This window comes from Candidatus Nitrosacidococcus tergens (assembly GCF_902810445.1).
Taxonomy (GTDB): domain Bacteria; phylum Pseudomonadota; class Gammaproteobacteria; order Nitrosococcales; family Nitrosococcaceae; genus Nitrosacidococcus; species Nitrosacidococcus tergens.
On sequence record NZ_LR778175.1, the window covers coordinates 307,357 to 323,771 of the forward strand.

Here is a 16,415-nt window from a genome sequence, read left to right on the forward strand (position 1 = left end):
ATGATATCTAATCTAAGGAATAAAGAACGTCTCATTTCTCCTTCATTGACTGCAAAATTTAGTCGCTGGCGTATCTTTAAAGATAAGCTAGCACGTTACTATATTGTTCTTGGCGGTATTAGCGTTATTGCTACAGTAATACTTATTTTCTTTTATCTGCTTTATATTGTTGTGCCTTTATTTTATTTACCGCAGATAAAATTTAAAGAAATACACCTTGATTATCCTCAGACTACCTCTTATTTGGGAATGAATGAAGAGAATACTATAGGACTTCAATTAAATGATCAGGGGCAAGGAACCTTCTTTTCTATTGAAAATGAGAAACTTCTTAAAAAAATTCAGATCCCTACCTCTAAGAATGTAGAAATTAAGATAACCAGTTTTGCTACAAGTCACAGGAACAAAATAAGCATTTATGGATTATCTGATGGTAAAGGAATTATTTTTTATCCTAATTATGCTACTTCCTACACAGATAGTAGTAATACTCCTGAAATTACTTACCCCTTGGGTACCATTCCTATTCAAATTGATCCTGAATACCAGCCTCTTAATTTAGTAAATATCCAAGCTGATAAAGAACAAATTATCGTTGCTGCAGTTACCGAAGATAATCGGCTTGTTTTAACTCGTTTCTCTCAACATTTAAATGAACTGGAGGAAGCACCAACAGGGTTAACTACAATCATTAACTTAAACTCATTAACTGCTACGCATATTATTATAAATTCTCTTCAGCAAGCGTTATATTTAGCCGATTCTCAAGGTTATTTAAATATCTATCAAGCTAAAGAATGGGAGAATCCTCAGCTTATCCAAAGAGCAAAAGCAGTTCCAAGAGATGTCAAAATAACTGCATTAGCATCTTTGGTTGGAGAGATTTCCCTTTTAGTCGGCGATTCTTTAGGTCAAATTAGCCAATGGTTTCCTGTGAAGGATAACAATAACCAACCTATACTCTCTAAGGTCAGGGTATTTAATGAGCAGCATGCTCCTATTCAGGCAATTATTTCTGAATCTACACGTAAAGTGTTTTTTGCAATAGATACTCAAGGTTATATTGGTTTGTACCACGCAACAGGACATAAAACACTTAAAGTAATACAAATTACCCATCTTCCTTTAAAATTAGCTAGCCTCTCTTTAAAGGGAGATAAATTATTAACTGTTGATTCTAAAAATAAAATTTTCTTCTTAGATATAAATAACCCATATCCAGAATTTTCTTGGCAAAGCTTATGGAACAAAATCTGGTATGAAGATCGGCAAGAGCCAGAATTTGTTTGGCAGTCTTCAGCAGCTAGCGATATTTTTGAACCAAAATTTAGCCTAACCCCTCTTTTATTTGGTACATTTAAGGCTGTCTTCTATGCCATGATTTTCTCTATTCCCATTGCAATTATGGCAGCCATTTATGTGGCTTATTTTATGGGTGCTAAGATGCGTAGAATTATTAAACCTGCTATTGAAACTATGGCAGCACTACCCACAGTAATTCTAGGTTTTGTTGCGGGGATATGGTTAGCTCCTATAGTAGAAGAAAATTTACTCAGTATATTTATTTTCCCTTTATTATTGGTCATCACCATATTTATTTTTGCTTATTATTGGCAATATAAATTTACTTGGTTACGGCAATGGACCCAGAATGGGTGGGAAATATTTTTACTAGTTCCTATTATAGTAGGAATAGGGTTTTTAGCTTTATCAGTTAATAAACCATTAGAGGTAATTCTATTTAATGGAGATATATCCCAGTGGATTTCTAATCATTTTGGAATTCTCTATAATCAACGTAATGCATTGATTATTGGAATCGCTATGGGGTTTACTACGATTCCTCTTATTTTTTCTATTTCTGAAGATGCAATTTTCAGTGTGCCTAAACATTTAACTACCGGATCTTTAGCACTGGGAGCAACTCCTTGGCAAACCTTAACTCGGGTAGTATTACTCACAGCTAGTCCTGGGATTTTTTCTGCGATTATGATTGGTTTTGGTCGTACCATAGGGGAGACAATGATTGTGCTCATGGCTGCTGGAAATACCCCAATTATGGATTTCAATCCTTTTCAAGGATTACGTACACTCTCTGCTAATATTGCCGTGGAGATACCAGAGGCTGAAGTGGGCAGTATCCACTACCGCATTCTTTTTTTTGCAGCACTACTTTTATTTATAATTACTTTTACTTTTAATACGTTTGCTGAGATTGTTCGCCAGAAATTAAGAGCAAGGTATAGTACTTTATAGAGATATGAAAAAATGGTTTAAATCTGGCGGCCCTTGGATTTGGCTTGCAGCAGGTGCGGTTAGTATCAGTATGGTAATGATATTGGGACTAATTACTTTGCTTTTTATAAATAGCCTAGGAAACTTTTGGCCCAAAAGGGTGGTAGAAATTAGTTATGCTCAAGAAAATGAGGAATCAATCCGATATATTGGAGAAATCATTAACCAAACACAAGATAAATTAAACCAATCAGGAAAGATAGGGATTTCAATATTTAATAAAACAAATGTAAATACTAGAAAGTTACTTAGATTAGGAAATCGAGATTTTTTTAATCAAGATTTTGTTTGGGTTTCAGATAACAAAATTAAAGAGCAAGACTACCCTAAAGATATAGTTACTATAGAACGCCAAGAATGGGGAAATGCTTATGGTTATATTAAAGCTATTAAAGAGCGTGGAAAAATTATTGCAGAAATAAAAGAAGCAAATAAGTTATGGAGTGTCCTTCAAGAAAGATTAGCCAGATCTCATGTACTTACCAATCAAGTAATCTATATAAAAAAACATGAAATTAATATTGTTAATAATCGCTTAGAAAAATTGAGACTCTATCGTAGGAAGCTTGAAATTCAAGGAATTACTGATAAAGCAGTTTACGATGAAACTGAAGTGAAATTCCAAGATCTCCAACGAAGATATGAAGAATCAGAAAAAAAATTAAATAGCCTATACCGACAAAATAAGCGAGATGAATTAATACTTGAGGCTGCTGATGGGCAGTTGATTGATATTCCTTTCTCAAAAATTATTCATTTATATCATCCTAATCAAATGGGAATAGGGGAAAGAGTTCACTATTCATTCCAAAAAATTTACGACTTTATCGTCAAAGATCCACGAGAAGCAAACACTGAGGGTGGCGTATTTCCTGCTATTTTTGGCACCATAGCGATGGTGCTTATTATGTCTATTTTAGTGACTCCTTTTGGAGTACTTGCTGCTGTTTATTTACATGAATACGCAACACAAGGTCTACTTGTACGTATTGTACGGATTGCTGTAAATAATTTAGCAGGGGTTCCCTCTATTGTTTATGGGATCTTTGGTCTTGGATTTTTCGTTTATTTTTTAGGGGGCAATATTGATCAATGGTTTTTTCCTGAGGTATTGCCCGCACCTACCTTTGGTACACCTGGGTTACTTTGGGCTTCTTTAACACTAGCGATTTTAACCGTGCCTGTAGTCATCGTTACTACGGAAGAGGGGCTATCAACAATACCTCGCTCAATTCGAGAAGGGAGTTTAGCACTAGGAGCCACCCAAGCAGAAACCCTATGGCGTACTGTATTACCTATGGCTGCCCCTGCTATGATTACAGGGCTTATTCTTGCTGTTGCCAGGGCAGCTGGGGAGGTAGCACCGCTTATGCTGGTTGGTGTAGTAAGTTTTGCCCCGACCTTACCTTTAGATGAAGGATTTCCTTTTATTCATCTTAACCGTGAATTTATGCATCTGGGATTTCATATTTATGATGTTGGTTTTCAAAGCCCAAATATAGATGCAGTACAACCCCTAGTATATGCTACTGCTTTGCTATTAATACTCATTATTGTAGGGTTAAACTTGACTGCAATTATTATACGTAACCGGTTACGTGAGCGGTATCATACAGCAGAGACTTAGATTAAGTAAGTGTTATGAATTTACAAGAAAATTCCTTAGAACTCCATCAATATAAAAATAAAATTGATCCTACTTTAATTGGTCAAAGTGCCATTAAACGATTAAGTCTTGTAAAAGAAAAATCTTGCCTACGAGCCGAATCATTTAATCTCTATTATAGAGATACTCATGCACTTAAAGAAATTAATATGACTATCCCTGAACAGAGGGTAACTGCGTTTATTGGTCCTAGTGGATGTGGAAAATCTACGTTACTGCGATGCTTTAATCGAATGAATGATTTAATACAAGGAGTGCGTATTGAAGGCAAAGTATCGCTCCATAGTCAAGATATTTATGATAAAACCATTAATGTTGCAGATTTACGTCGCCAAGTAGGGATGGTTTTTCAAAAACCTAATCCCTTTCCAAAATCTATTTATGAAAATGTAGCCTATGGACTACGATTGCAAGGAATAAAAAGCCGAAAGCTGTTAAGTGAAGTAGTAGAAAAATCTCTTATCAGCGCTGCATTATGGGATGAAGTTAAAGATCGACTCCATGATAATGCCATGGGGCTCTCAGGAGGGCAACAACAGCGATTAGTGATTGCTAGAGCAATTGCCATAGAACCGAAAGTGTTGCTATTAGATGAACCTGCTTCTGCCTTAGATCCAATTTCTACCTTAAAGATTGAAGAGCTCATTTTTAAACTAAAAAGTGAATACACTATTGTTATTGTTACCCATAGTATGCAACAGGCAGCAAGAGTATCGGATTACACTGCTTTTATGTACCTTGGTGAGTTAGTAGAATTTAGCGATACAGGTACACTATTTACAAACCCTAAAAAAAAGCAAACTGAAGATTACATTACAGGTCGCTATGGATAATAATAAATAAGGAGAATTTATGCTCTATATCACTTCCCCCCATACTTCTAGGCAATATGATAGAGAGTTAGAAGATATTCGTGCTCGAGTATTGTTAATGGGGCAGTTTGTCGCTCAGCAAGTATCAGAATCGGTGGAATCTTTAGTAAAGGGGGATGCAGAGCAAGCTAGAAAAATCATCAATAACGAATACCAAGTGGACGCTATGGATATTTCTATTGATGAAGAGTGCACTCAGATTCTTGCCTGTCGCCAGCCTGCCGCCAGTGATTTGCGTCTTGTCGTTGCAGTTATTAAAATTATTACCGATTTAGAACGAATTGGAGATGGAGCAGAACGTATTAGTCGTGCAGCAATTCGATCCTCAAAATGGGATACTCCTTCCAATATTTATGAATCCATAAAATCTTTAGCAAGCTATACCCTAGCTATGCTTTATGATTCCTTGGAAGCTTTTGAAAAGATGGATATGGAAATAGCACTTGAAGTAGCTACTAAAGATCCTCAAGTAGATGCCCAGTATGAAGGGATTCTCCGCCAGCTCATTACTTATATGATAGAGGATCCAAGAAATATCTCTTGGGCAGTAGAACTACTTTGGGTAGGACGAACTGTAGAACGGATTGGTGATCATGTACGCAATATTTGCGAGTATGTGATTTATCTTGTTAAAGGTAAGGATGTACGCCATGTAGGATTAAAAGATATAGAGCAGATTGTCCGTGATAAATAGTCTAATATTAATAGGAGGTTAGTGATTAATCCTCAAAAAAAACATATTGATTATTTATCCCACATTTCTTCTATTTTATTTACTATTGGACTAATTATTATCCCAAATTTTTTATTTTGGGGTATTTCCCTTAAATTCCATGTAGCTCGACCTATTTTCAATTTAGATTATTTTATTGCAGGGGCGTTATTTGCTACTCGTTTTAAGCCTATTGCTTATTTATTTTTTGCTGCTGCACTTTCCTTTGATTTTCTTGCCATAGGTGGCTTGATTTTTCCTTTTGTGCGTATTCAGGATCTTAACTATTTGTTGAGTATGTTACCCCATGCCGCATTTATTTGGCAGTTAGGCACTGTAGTTACACTATTTACTATTATTGGATTTGTTTATTTATTTTTTAAATTTAGCCATAAAATAAAACCTGTTGTTGCACTTGCTGCACTACTTTTAAGCTTCACTGTTTATCAAGTCTACGCACTGCAACCTTCCTTTAGAGAGGCGGATAAATTTTATTCAACGAGTAATAAGCTTATCGATAGTCAAGGGTATTTCTTTATTAGTACGCACCTCATTTCTTTTATAGATAATTTCTATACATCTGCAGATCCTTTATTTCAGGTAGGATTTAAGGGACAGACCCATGATTGGGTAAAATCTAGTCCTAAAGATCTTAATCAAAAATTATTACTTATTATTGCAGAATCTTGGGGTGTAATGAAAAACTCTCAAATTCAAAAAGCAATTATATCTCCTTTATTAAATCAATCTAGTCAGTTCGATTGGTTAGAGCAGGGAACTTTAGCCAGTAGATTTTCTACGGTTCGAGCCGAATTACAAGAACTTTGTGGTCTGGATACCCATCACTATAATTTAAAACCCTTAACGCAAGGGTTTGAAGACTGTTTACCTTGGCAGCTTGCTAACCAAGGCTACCAGACGGTATCCATTCATGGTTCAACAGGGCTTATGTATGATCGACTTTATTGGTATCCTCGAGCAGGTTTTGAGGAAAGCCATTTTAAAGAAACCGATGATTGGCATACTCAATGCTATTCTTTTCCCGGTATTTGCGATCGAGAAATTATTAATCGTTATCTTCCCTACGCTTTTGAGGATAATAAAAAACGCTTTGTCTACTATCTTACTTTAAACACCCATCCTCTTTATGATTTGCGGGATCTTCATAAAGATATTTTTAACTGTGCTACTTATGGCATTCCGGAGAAAAGCGAAACTTGCCGGATAGCAAAACTCCATACTCAATTTTTTGATGATTTAGCACAAATTGTAAATAAAAGCACCATGACAGGTGTAGAAGTCATTATTATTGGGGATCATCAACCAAGAATTTTTGATTCTAAGGAATTTCAAAAATATCTTGAAGATGATAGGGTTTCTTGGATGCACTTTCGGATTAAGGACAAAAACAAAGATAGTCCTCAAATTTAGGGCAATACATATTTAAACGGTTTTACCATAACTTGTGTATAAACTCCTTCAATAAGAAATGGATCTGTATTTGCCCAAGTCTGTGCTTCTGCTAGGGACGGAAATTCTGCTACAATTAAACTGCCAGTAAATCCAGATTCACCTGGATCTTCTGTATCAATAGCTGGGAAAGGTCCGGCTAATACTAAACGCCCCTCTTCTTTTAAAATTTGAATCCGATCTAAATGGGCTGGTCGTATTTTTCGTCGAAGCTCAAGGCTAGCTTCTCTGTCTTGCCCGACAATAGCATATAGCATAGATTACTCCTCTGATGGTTCAAGATATTTAGTTAAATAAAAAGCCTGCCCAATTACAAATAATATAGTTAGCCCTAGCATGCCAAACAGTTTAAAATTTACCCAAGTTGCTTCTGAAAAATGATAGGCTACATAAAGATTAGCAGATCCTGAGATGAAGAAAAAGATTACCCAAGCAAGATTAAGTCGCTTCCAGATAGAAGAAGGTAAAGAAATAGCAGTACTCATCATCCGCTGAATCAGTGGTTTTTTCATAAAAAATTGGCTACCTAAAAAAGTAGTACCAAATAGCCAATTAACTACCGTAGGTTTCCATTTAATAAAGGTAGGATCGTGAAAAATTAAAGTGGCTCCACCTAATACTACAAGTAAGCCTAGAGTTACTAAATACATAGTTTCTACTCGACCATGTTTCAAAAAATAAAGACCTACTTGTAATCCAGAGGCCAAAATAGCGACAACAGTAGCGATTAAAATAGCATTTTCTGAATCACCTGGAGATAAATTTAAAAAGGGAATATGCTCCAATTTTTCTAAAACTTCAGGAGGCAATTTATCATAGAGTTTATAAGCACCAAAAAATAACAATACTGGAAAAAAATCAAATAATAACTTCATCTATTCATCCTACAAGATATACATTCTGCTAATTATACGTATCTTATAAAACACACTCTACCCAATGATTACTATGATTTATGATTTACATACCCATTCCACTGAATCTGACGGCACCCTAAGTCCATCTCAGCTTATAGAACATGCAGTGCACCAAGGGGTAAATACCCTTGCTTTAACGGATCATGATTGTACCGCAGGTCTAGCCGAAGCTCAGATAACTGCCCAAAACTTAGGGCTAAACCTTATTAATGGAGTTGAAATTTCAGTCACTTGGCATGAGCATACTATCCATGTGCTTGGCTTAAATATTGATCGAAAAAATTCTCAACTTCAAACAGGATTAAGTGCCTTAAGATCATATCGAAATGAACGAGGTCATAAAATTTCTGATCATCTGGAACAATCAGGCATTATTGGGGCACTTGAAGGAGCATTAAGATATACCCAAGGTAACACTTTAAGCCGTACTCACTTTGCTCGTTTTTTACTTGAACAGGGCTATGGAAAAAGTATCCAAGATATTTTTAACCATTATTTAGTACGAGGCAAGCCGGGCTATGTATCTGATCATTGGGCTTCCTTAGAACAGGCATTAACTTGGATTCATGAAGCTGGGGGAGTTTCAGTAGTTGCCCATCCTGCTCGCTATAAACTTACCCGACCTCAATTGATTCAATTTCTTGAAGAATTCAAGGGGCAAGGGGGCATGGGTCTAGAAGTAATTTCGGGAAGTCAACCTTTAGATTCTACTGATTTTTTAGTAACTATGGCAAATCAACTTAAACTTTTAGGCTCTTGTGGTTCAGATTACCATGGTGTACAAAATACTAAAAAAATTGACCTAGGGCGTATTCCTCCGTTTCCTAAAAATTGCCAACCTGTCTGGGAACTGTGGCATTAAATATAAGGGTTAAATAAAAATAATGGCAGGTATTTGGTGGTTATTTTTAGGGCTTCTTATTGCTTGGAGAATTGTCCTAGGGTTTCAAGCCTGTAAAAGAGCAAATAGGGCAGATTGGGGTAGTACCTTACTAAATTATCTAGATGGTTTAAATCGGATTTATTGTTATAAATTCCATAGACTTAATTCTAAGCTACTTCCCTTACCTGAAACAGGCGGTGCTTTAATTGTCGCCAATCACATCTCAGGATTAGATCCTCAACTTTTAATTGCGGTTAATTCTCGTCCACTGCGATTTTTAATTGCCAGAGAAGAGTATGAAAGAAGAGGTTTTCAATGGCTTTTTAAAGGAATGAGATGTATTCCTGTAGATCGGGAAACTAAGCCTGAAAAAGCACTAAAAGCAGCTCTACTAGCACTGCAAGCGGGAGAGGTAATTGCTTTATTCCCTCAAGGTAAAATCCATTTACCAAGTGATCCACCTACTTCCCTAAAAAAAGGAGCGATTTGGCTCGCAACTCACACCCAAGCACCTATTTATCCTGTGCATATCAAAGGAGTAAAAGGACAAGGACAAGTCATGGGTGCTTTATTTCAAAGAAGCCATGTTACTTTGCATCACTATAATCCTATTTTTAGTCAATCTCTTTTAACAGAAGCATGTTTAGCCCAGATTTCTCAAGCTATTCAAGGGAATAAAGCATAGTGTTCATAGTGTTACTTCGCACTACGTTAAAGAGAGGAGAGATTATTTTATTTAGCAATCACGGTGCTCCAATTTCAAATATCACCATCATTATTAGTATCAAACAGTGCTATATAGTTAGTGTCGGAATATGTGGGCCATATCTCAAAATAGATAGTGCGAATTAAACCGTTCTTTTGCTCAAACAATGCATTATCGGGCTCAAGCAACAAAGTCACAGCCAAATGAACTACGTCACGAGGAGTCATAAAGTCCTCAGAACCTGTACCTACTTCTGCGCCAAAACGGGCAATCAGGTGTTCATATACGTTACTCATGGTACGGTCGGGAACAACATCAGGATGAAGATTAACTGCTGCAAAGTTGTTGCAAATACGCAATAGAAGGTTGGCTTTAGCTAGCTTGCTAATGGTTGTGCTAAAATCAAATTGCTCAAATATCACCCTTACATTTTCGGAGAAATTGGCAATATAATCTTCGAGATTAGCCTTAGTTTTGGTGCCGCCTAAACTAGAAAGATTATAGTTTGATATGTTGTAAAAAGGATTACCGCTGACATTAATAAGAATATCGTCGATTGACATATCTTGGTCTTTAAACCGTGCGTAAGCGTCGAGAACAGCATCCTTGGTTGACTCTAAAACGCATTCTAAACGCCTTAACACAGTGAAAGGTAAAATAATTTTACCGAAGTCTGTATGGGGGAAATCTCCCCATAGGTCATCTGCGTTTTTCCAAATAAAGCTCGCTAATGTTGTATCTGTATTGTTAGGTGCAGCTGTCATTTTTTAACCTCATATTGCAATGCGGTCAATATATTCAATTCCAGTTAGCCTTTCAATCTCAGTAGCAATTAGCAATAGAGCTGGTTTTATGAGTTACACTCTAGAATGTAGATACTTAGTCTGAAAACCACTATTTAAATTAGGTAATAAATCCTCAATGAATATTTATGATTATGAAGTGGCTACTATTGATGGGCAGCATAAATCCCTTGAAGAATACCAAGGCAAAGTATTACTGATTGTAAACACAGCAAGTAAATGTGGGTTCACGCCTCAATATAAAGGTTTAGAGGCACTTTACCAACAGTATAAAAATCAAGGGTTAGAGATATTGGGTTTTCCCTGCAATCAGTTTGGTCATCAAGAACCGGGCAATGAAACTGAAATTCAAGCGTTTTGTTCGTCTACTTATGATGTGAGTTTTCCACTTTTCTCAAAAATTGAAGTCAATGGAAACCATGCCCACCCCTTATATCAATATCTAAAAGATGAACAATCGGGTATTTTGGGATCTAAGAAGATTAAATGGAATTTCACTAAGTTTTTAGTAGATCGCGCTGGAAAAGTAGTGAAACGGTATGCGCCCACAAATACACCAGAGTCTATAAAAAAAGATATTGAACAGCTACTCTAGTTTTACATAGTCTTAAATATTATGTGTTTTTAACAAACTTTCATAAATTTAAGATCATTTATTATTTTTTAATCTTTAAATTTACTCGCTATGTCCCCATCTTAATAAGAAATATATTTAAAAATTAGAGGGCACCATGAGACAAGATAAATTCACTTCTAAGTTTCAAGAAGCACTGGGAGATGCGCAGAGTCTTGCTTTAAAACATGATCATCAGTATTTAGAGCCTTTGCATGTGATGATTTCCTTATTGGAGCAACAGGGGGGAACGACATCTCCGTTGCTTATGCAGGCAGGAGTCAATGTAAATAACTTTCATAGCCAACTCAATAGTGCATTGCAGCAAATTCCCCAAGTACACGGCACACCGGGGGAAATTCATATTTCTCAAGATTTAGCCAGATTGCTTAATGTAACCGATAAGCTCGCTCAACAACGGCAAGATCAGTATATTTCAAGTGAACTATTTGCTCTTGCAGTCGCAGAAGATAAAGGGCAAGCAGGAGAATTATTGCGTAAAAATAATGGCAGTAAAAAAACTATTGAAAGAGCTATTGATGCGATCCGTGGGGGGCAAAAAGTAAATGATCCGGGCGCAGAAGATCAGCGGCAGGCTTTAGAGAAATATACTATTGATTTGACTGCTCGTGCTGAGCAAGGAAAAATTGATCCAGTCATTGGGCGAGATGATGAAATTCGCCGTACTATTCAAGTGTTACAACGGCGGACTAAAAATAATCCAGTACTCATCGGTGAACCCGGCGTTGGAAAAACCGCAATTGTAGAAGGACTTGCCCAGCGGATTATTAATGGAGAGGTACCAGAAGGGCTTAAAAATAGGCGGTTACTTGCCTTAGATATGGGAGCACTTATTGCGGGGGCAAAATTCCGTGGGGAATTTGAAGAACGACTCAAAGCTGTGCTGAAAGATGTAAGCAAAGCAGAGGGTACGATTATTTTATTCATTGATGAGCTTCATACCATGGTAGGGGCGGGTAAAGCAGAGGGATCTATGGATGCAGGTAATATGCTTAAACCTGCTCTGGCTCGAGGCGAACTTCATTGTATTGGGGCTACGACTTTAGATGAATATCGCCAATATATTGAAAAAGATGCGGCTCTTGAACGGAGATTTCAACGGGTATTGGTAGATGAACCTAGTGTGGAAGATACAATTGCTATTTTAAGAGGGCTAAATGAGCGTTATGAAGTCCATCATGGAGTAGAGATTATTGATCCGGCAATTGTAGCAGCTGCGACTTTATCCCATCGGTATATTTCCGATCGAAAGCTACCAGATAAAGCGATTGATCTTATTGATGAAGCAGCCAGTCGGATTCGAATGGAGATTGATTCTAAGCCAGAGCCTATGGATCGCCTAGAGAGGCGGATTATTCAATTGAAAATTGAACGAGAAGCATTAAAAAAAGAAACGGATGAAGCCTCTAAAAAACGATTAGAAACTTTGGAGACTGATTTAAGTAGTTTAGAAAAAGAATATGCTGATTTAGAAGAGATTTGGAAAGCAGAGAAAGCGACCCTAAGTGGAGCACAGGGGATTAAAGAAAAGCTGGAGCAAGCCCGATTAGAACTCGATGCTGCCCATCGTGCTGGAGATTTAGCTCGAATGTCAGAATTGCAATATGGTCGGATTCCAGAGCTACAAAAACAGCTTAATACCGCTACTGCTATAGAACATCATGATTTTAAACTCCTGCGAAATAAAGTCACTGATGAAGAAATTGCCGAAGTGGTTTCTAAGTGGACTGGGATTCCTGTCTCTAAAATGTTGGAAGGGGAACGGGATAAACTGTTAAAAATGGAGGAGGCATTACAGCAACGAGTTGTTGGACAGAAAGAAGCAGTGGAAACCGTAAGTAATGCAATTCGTCGATCCCGTGCTGGATTGTCTAACCCTAATCGTCCTAATGGATCGTTTTTATTTTTAGGTCCTACAGGTGTGGGAAAAACGGAACTATGTAAAACATTATCTGAATTTTTATTTGATACAGAAGAAGCCATGATTCGAGTAGATATGTCCGAATTTATGGAGAAACATTCAGTTGCTCGACTCATTGGTGCTCCTCCCGGCTATGTAGGGTTTGAAGAAGGTGGTTATCTCACAGAAGCGGTACGCCGTAAACCTTATTCTGTAGTTTTATTAGATGAAGTAGAAAAAGCCCATCCGGATGTATTTAATATTCTATTACAGGTGCTGGATGATGGTCGGTTGACCGATAGTCATGGTCGTACGGTAGATTTTCGCAATACTATTGTGATCATGACTTCTAATCTAGGATCTCAAGTGATTCAAGAGATGATAGGGGAAGAAAATTATCCACAAATGAAACAGGCAGTGATGGAAATTGTAGGTCAGCATTTCCGTCCTGAATTTATTAATCGGATTGATGATGTGGTGGTATTTCACCCCTTACAGCAGAATCAACTGTTGGCGATTACTAAAATTCAAATCGCTTATTTACAACAGCGCTTGGCAGAACAGGAGATGCAATTATCACTGCCTGATGAAGTGGTAGCAAAAATTGCAGAAATTGGCTTTGATCCTGTTTATGGCGCAAGACCTTTAAAAAGAGCTATCCAGCAGGAACTTGAAAACCCTCTTGCTCAAGAGATTCTTTCTGGAAAAATCAAAGCTGGTGATACGATCAAGGTGACTACTGAAAGGGATCATTTCCTTTTTAATAGTTAAAAAGAGTAATATTTAAAGTATTCTAACTATAAAGCTGCTAAAGATCCCATAGGGAAAAATATGGGTCTTTAGCATCAGTTTTTTCTAAAACAGAATAATTTTCTATTATGGATTCTTATCATCTTTTTAAACATATACACGTTGCCTTTGTAGTCATCACTTTTATTTCTTTTACGATTCGTGCTTGGTGGATGTTAGCTTCTTCTGATCTACTTAACCGGCTTTGGGTGAAAGTCATTCCTCCTATTATAGATACCATCTTACTTGCTAGTGCCATTCGGCTAACATTTATTATTAACCAATATCCTTTTGTTAACAGTTGGCTTACAGCTAAAGTACTTGCTTTAATTGGCTATATTGTATTTGGTGCTATTGCCTTAACTCGAGGACGGACTAAATCAATAAGAATCGCTACATTATTTATTTCTTATGCTCTGTTTTTCTATATTGTGGCAGTGGCCCATAGTAAACATCCCATTCCATGGGGTTGATTACCTATTTTCTTTTTCAGCAGCCCAACGAAGTAAACTATCCATTGCTCGATGGGGTAGTATTCGCTTTAAAATAGCAAATGCGTAGGTGGGTATGGTGACACAGTAACGTATTTTAGGTTGAGGGGATTCCAGTGCGTGAATCACCTTTTTTAATACTGCTTCTGGAGGAAGGGTAAAAGGTTGAGTAGGTCCCTCTGTTTGTAGTCGCTGTTCCATATGTTGATAAGTTTGATAGTGGGGACTGGCTTTTGAGTCAATATGATCAAAGTACTTTTGAACCGCATTATCTTTAAATTTACTGATTATAGGACCCGGTTCAATCAAAGAGACTTGAATACCGCTTCCATATAACTCCAAACGTAAAGTATCGGCAAGTCCTTCTAGGGCATATTTGCTTGCATTATAAGCCCCTCGATAGGGCATACAAATAAATCCAAGAATTGAGCTATTGTAAATAATCCTACCTTCTTGTTGTGCACGCATGGCAGGAATTAAGCAATTAGTAAGTTCTTGGGTACCAAATACATTAGCTTCAAATTGTGCCTGCAGTACCTCTCTTTTTAAATCTTCTACGGCACCGGGTTGACCATAGGCACCATTATTAAATAATCCGTAGAGTTTTCCTTTAGTTTTTGCAAGTACTGTCTCTGCTGCTTTAATAATTGAAGAATTATCGGCAAGATCTAAATAGATTGTCTCTAATCCCTCATCAGCTAAACTTTTAATATCTTGCTCTTTACGAGCAGTAGCAAATACTCGATAACTTCTGTCTCTAAGCCCTAAAGCGGTACAACGACCAATTCCGCTAGAGCATCCTGTAATAAGTACTGATTTAGCTGTCATTTTTTATATCAAACTCAGTTAGTTATTGTCCGAAGAAAAATGGTGTTACAGGAACAGATTTTAGGTTATTTTTTGTTGCCCCTAATTTTTTAACTTCAATTACTTGGCCTAAAACACTCTCAATTTCATTTCCTTCAACAAATAGGGATTCTCCTTGATGGATTAGCTCGCCAAATTGATGGAATTGGGCTGGAAGTAACCGTATGATTGTTCCATCGTTCAATATTGCTCCTTCTACTTCACCTCGGGAACCGTGTAAAACCATGCGTACCTCATCTTCCACCTTTAGGTAATTCACTTTCTTTTTCTTATTTTGAATATCAATAACCACCTCTTTCCCATTAGTTTGATTTGCAATTAATAGTGCTTCAATAAGAGGAATATCTGCCTCTTTTATTCCATAAACAATAATTCTATCATTAGGATGAATAGAATAAGCAAGCACTGTAGATAGCTCAGAGGGTGTAATGATTTCCATACCCTCTTTTAGGAGCAACCCATCAATTTCTCCTTTAGTATTTAAAATATATTGCTGTACTACCCCAGAATAACTAGGCAGTTGTTTATCAATATTTACTGACTGAAAATTAGCTGCCATAGATAAAGTATGTAGAAAAACGCTAATGCATAGTGCTGTGCTTAAAAAAATAATTTTTAATTCTTTATTCATAGCCTTTCCTCATTATTCATAGCCTTTTCCTCATTTATTTCTAATTCTATTGCTTCTAAAGCAAGCATAGGATGCTTAGCTTGCGTAATGGGACGACCGATTACAAGATAATCAGATCCATTTGTCATCGCTTGTTTTGGTGTAAGAACTCGTTTTTGATCTCCTGCTTCAGTACCTATTGGACGTACCCCTGGCGTAACTAATAAGAAATTTTTACCAAAAGACTGGCGGAATAATGGTACTTCTAGCCCAGAGCAAATAATTCCATCTAGCCTGGCTTCATAGACGAGTTGTGCTAAACGTAAGCCATTTTCTTCAATAGATCCTGATAAACCAATTTGCTCTAGCGTGGTAGAATCCATGCTAGTCAAAAGGCTAACCGCAGTGAGTAAAGGAGCTTGAGAGTATTGAGCCAATGATTCTCGAGCAGCAATAAGCATTGCTTTTCCTCCTAAAGCATGGACATTTATCATCCATATTCCAAGATCGGCTGCAATAGCACAAGCTCGTGCAACCGTGTTAGGAATATCATGAAATTTTAAATCTAAAAAAACTTTAAATCCTCGATCTATTAAAGCATTAATAAGCTGCGGTCCTGCTAAGGTAAATAATTCTTTACCTACTTTAACCTGGCATCGAATAGGATCTAGCTGATCTACCAAATTAAGGGCTTGGTTAGTATCTGAATAATCTAAAGCAACAATAATTGGGGATACTTTAGTGATCATGGCTCGTTTATTATAATCAGAAATTTATTTAAATTAATCGTAATATATGCT

16 protein-coding genes are annotated in these 16,415 nt (G+C 36.9%); 10 read left to right on the forward strand and 6 right to left on the reverse strand.

The features are described from left to right. Genes NSCAC_RS01510 through NSCAC_RS01530 form a run of 5 tightly spaced genes read left to right on the forward strand, consistent with a single transcriptional unit; the run spans position 1 to position 6,976 of the window. Positions 1 to 2,256, forward strand: a complete 2,256-nt coding sequence (locus NSCAC_RS01510) for an ABC transporter permease subunit (RefSeq protein ID WP_232086001.1) — start codon at positions 1 to 3, stop codon at positions 2,254 to 2,256. Positions 2,257 to 2,260: 4 nt separating this feature from the next. Then, entirely contained in the window at positions 2,261 to 3,922 is a 1,662-nt protein-coding gene (gene pstA, locus NSCAC_RS01515; protein WP_197744677.1) for a phosphate ABC transporter permease PstA, read from the forward strand. Between the two features lie 14 nt (positions 3,923 to 3,936). After that, positions 3,937 to 4,794 carry a phosphate ABC transporter ATP-binding protein PstB gene (gene pstB / locus NSCAC_RS01520; RefSeq protein WP_197744678.1) on the forward strand — a complete coding sequence of 286 codons (858 nt, stop codon included), beginning with the start codon at positions 3,937 to 3,939 and terminating at the stop codon, positions 4,792 to 4,794. Between the two features lie 19 nt (positions 4,795 to 4,813). Continuing rightward, positions 4,814 to 5,527, forward strand: coding sequence for a phosphate signaling complex protein PhoU (gene phoU / locus NSCAC_RS01525; protein ID WP_197744679.1), 714 nt, complete (start codon positions 4,814 to 4,816; stop codon positions 5,525 to 5,527). A 21-nt stretch (positions 5,528 to 5,548) separates the two neighbouring features. Beyond that, complete coding sequence (locus NSCAC_RS01530) at positions 5,549 to 6,976, forward strand: sulfatase-like hydrolase/transferase (RefSeq protein WP_197744680.1); 1,428 nt, start codon at positions 5,549 to 5,551, stop codon at positions 6,974 to 6,976. Here the strand turns inward: NSCAC_RS01530 and NSCAC_RS01535 are convergent. After that, on the reverse strand, positions 6,973 to 7,272 hold the full coding sequence (locus NSCAC_RS01535) for a YciI family protein (protein ID WP_197744681.1): 300 nt from the start codon (positions 7,270 to 7,272) through the stop codon (positions 6,973 to 6,975). The two genes, NSCAC_RS01530 and NSCAC_RS01535, sit on opposite strands and share 4 nt — an antisense overlap. 3 nt (positions 7,273 to 7,275) lie before the next feature. Continuing rightward, positions 7,276 to 7,890 (reverse strand): septation protein A, encoded by a 615-nt coding sequence (locus NSCAC_RS01540; RefSeq protein WP_197744682.1) that lies wholly within the window; start codon positions 7,888 to 7,890, stop codon positions 7,276 to 7,278. Between the two features lie 64 nt (positions 7,891 to 7,954). On the opposite strand from NSCAC_RS01540, the gene NSCAC_RS01545 reads away from it, so the two are divergent. Together NSCAC_RS01545 and NSCAC_RS01550 are read left to right on the forward strand one after the other, a co-directional pair. Beyond that, positions 7,955 to 8,794 (forward strand): PHP domain-containing protein, encoded by an 840-nt coding sequence (locus tag NSCAC_RS01545; protein WP_197744683.1) that lies wholly within the window; start codon positions 7,955 to 7,957, stop codon positions 8,792 to 8,794. A gap of 22 nt (positions 8,795 to 8,816) precedes the next feature. Further along, complete coding sequence (locus NSCAC_RS01550; protein ID WP_197744684.1) at positions 8,817 to 9,500, forward strand: lysophospholipid acyltransferase family protein; 684 nt, start codon at positions 8,817 to 8,819, stop codon at positions 9,498 to 9,500. A gap of 74 nt (positions 9,501 to 9,574) precedes the next feature. On the opposite strand, the gene NSCAC_RS01555 is transcribed toward NSCAC_RS01550, so the two are convergent. Then, positions 9,575 to 10,285 carry a type I restriction-modification system subunit M N-terminal domain-containing protein gene (locus NSCAC_RS01555; RefSeq protein WP_197744685.1) on the reverse strand — a complete coding sequence of 237 codons (711 nt, stop codon included), beginning with the start codon at positions 10,283 to 10,285 and terminating at the stop codon, positions 9,575 to 9,577. A 157-nt stretch (positions 10,286 to 10,442) separates the two neighbouring features. Between NSCAC_RS01555 and NSCAC_RS01560 the strand changes: the two genes are divergently transcribed. From NSCAC_RS01560 to NSCAC_RS01570, 3 genes are all read left to right on the forward strand, one after another. Beyond that, the gene (locus NSCAC_RS01560; protein WP_197744686.1) at positions 10,443 to 10,919 is read left to right on the forward strand and encodes a glutathione peroxidase; all 477 of its coding nucleotides are present in this window, start codon (positions 10,443 to 10,445) and stop codon (positions 10,917 to 10,919) included. 136 nt (positions 10,920 to 11,055) lie between these two features. Further along, positions 11,056 to 13,629: an ATP-dependent chaperone ClpB gene (clpB, locus tag NSCAC_RS01565; RefSeq protein WP_197744687.1), complete on the forward strand. Its 2,574-nt coding sequence runs from the start codon at positions 11,056 to 11,058 to the stop codon at positions 13,627 to 13,629. Between the two features lie 107 nt (positions 13,630 to 13,736). After that, positions 13,737 to 14,120: a SirB2 family protein gene (locus NSCAC_RS01570; RefSeq protein ID WP_197744688.1), complete on the forward strand. Its 384-nt coding sequence runs from the start codon at positions 13,737 to 13,739 to the stop codon at positions 14,118 to 14,120. On the opposite strand, the gene NSCAC_RS01575 is transcribed toward NSCAC_RS01570, so the two are convergent. Genes NSCAC_RS01575 through pyrF form a run of 3 tightly spaced genes read right to left on the reverse strand, consistent with a single transcriptional unit; the run spans position 14,121 to position 16,364 of the window. Continuing rightward, positions 14,121 to 14,966 (reverse strand): SDR family NAD(P)-dependent oxidoreductase, encoded by an 846-nt coding sequence (locus NSCAC_RS01575; protein ID WP_197744689.1) that lies wholly within the window; start codon positions 14,964 to 14,966, stop codon positions 14,121 to 14,123. Positions 14,967 to 14,988: 22 nt separating this feature from the next. After that, entirely contained in the window at positions 14,989 to 15,636 is a 648-nt protein-coding gene (locus NSCAC_RS01580) for a hypothetical protein (protein WP_197744690.1), read from the reverse strand. After that, positions 15,633 to 16,364, reverse strand: coding sequence for an orotidine-5'-phosphate decarboxylase (gene pyrF / locus NSCAC_RS01585; protein WP_197744691.1), 732 nt, complete (start codon positions 16,362 to 16,364; stop codon positions 15,633 to 15,635). Before pyrF ends, NSCAC_RS01580 begins: the two co-directional genes overlap by 4 nt. Between the last annotated feature and the right edge of the window lie 51 nt (positions 16,365 to 16,415).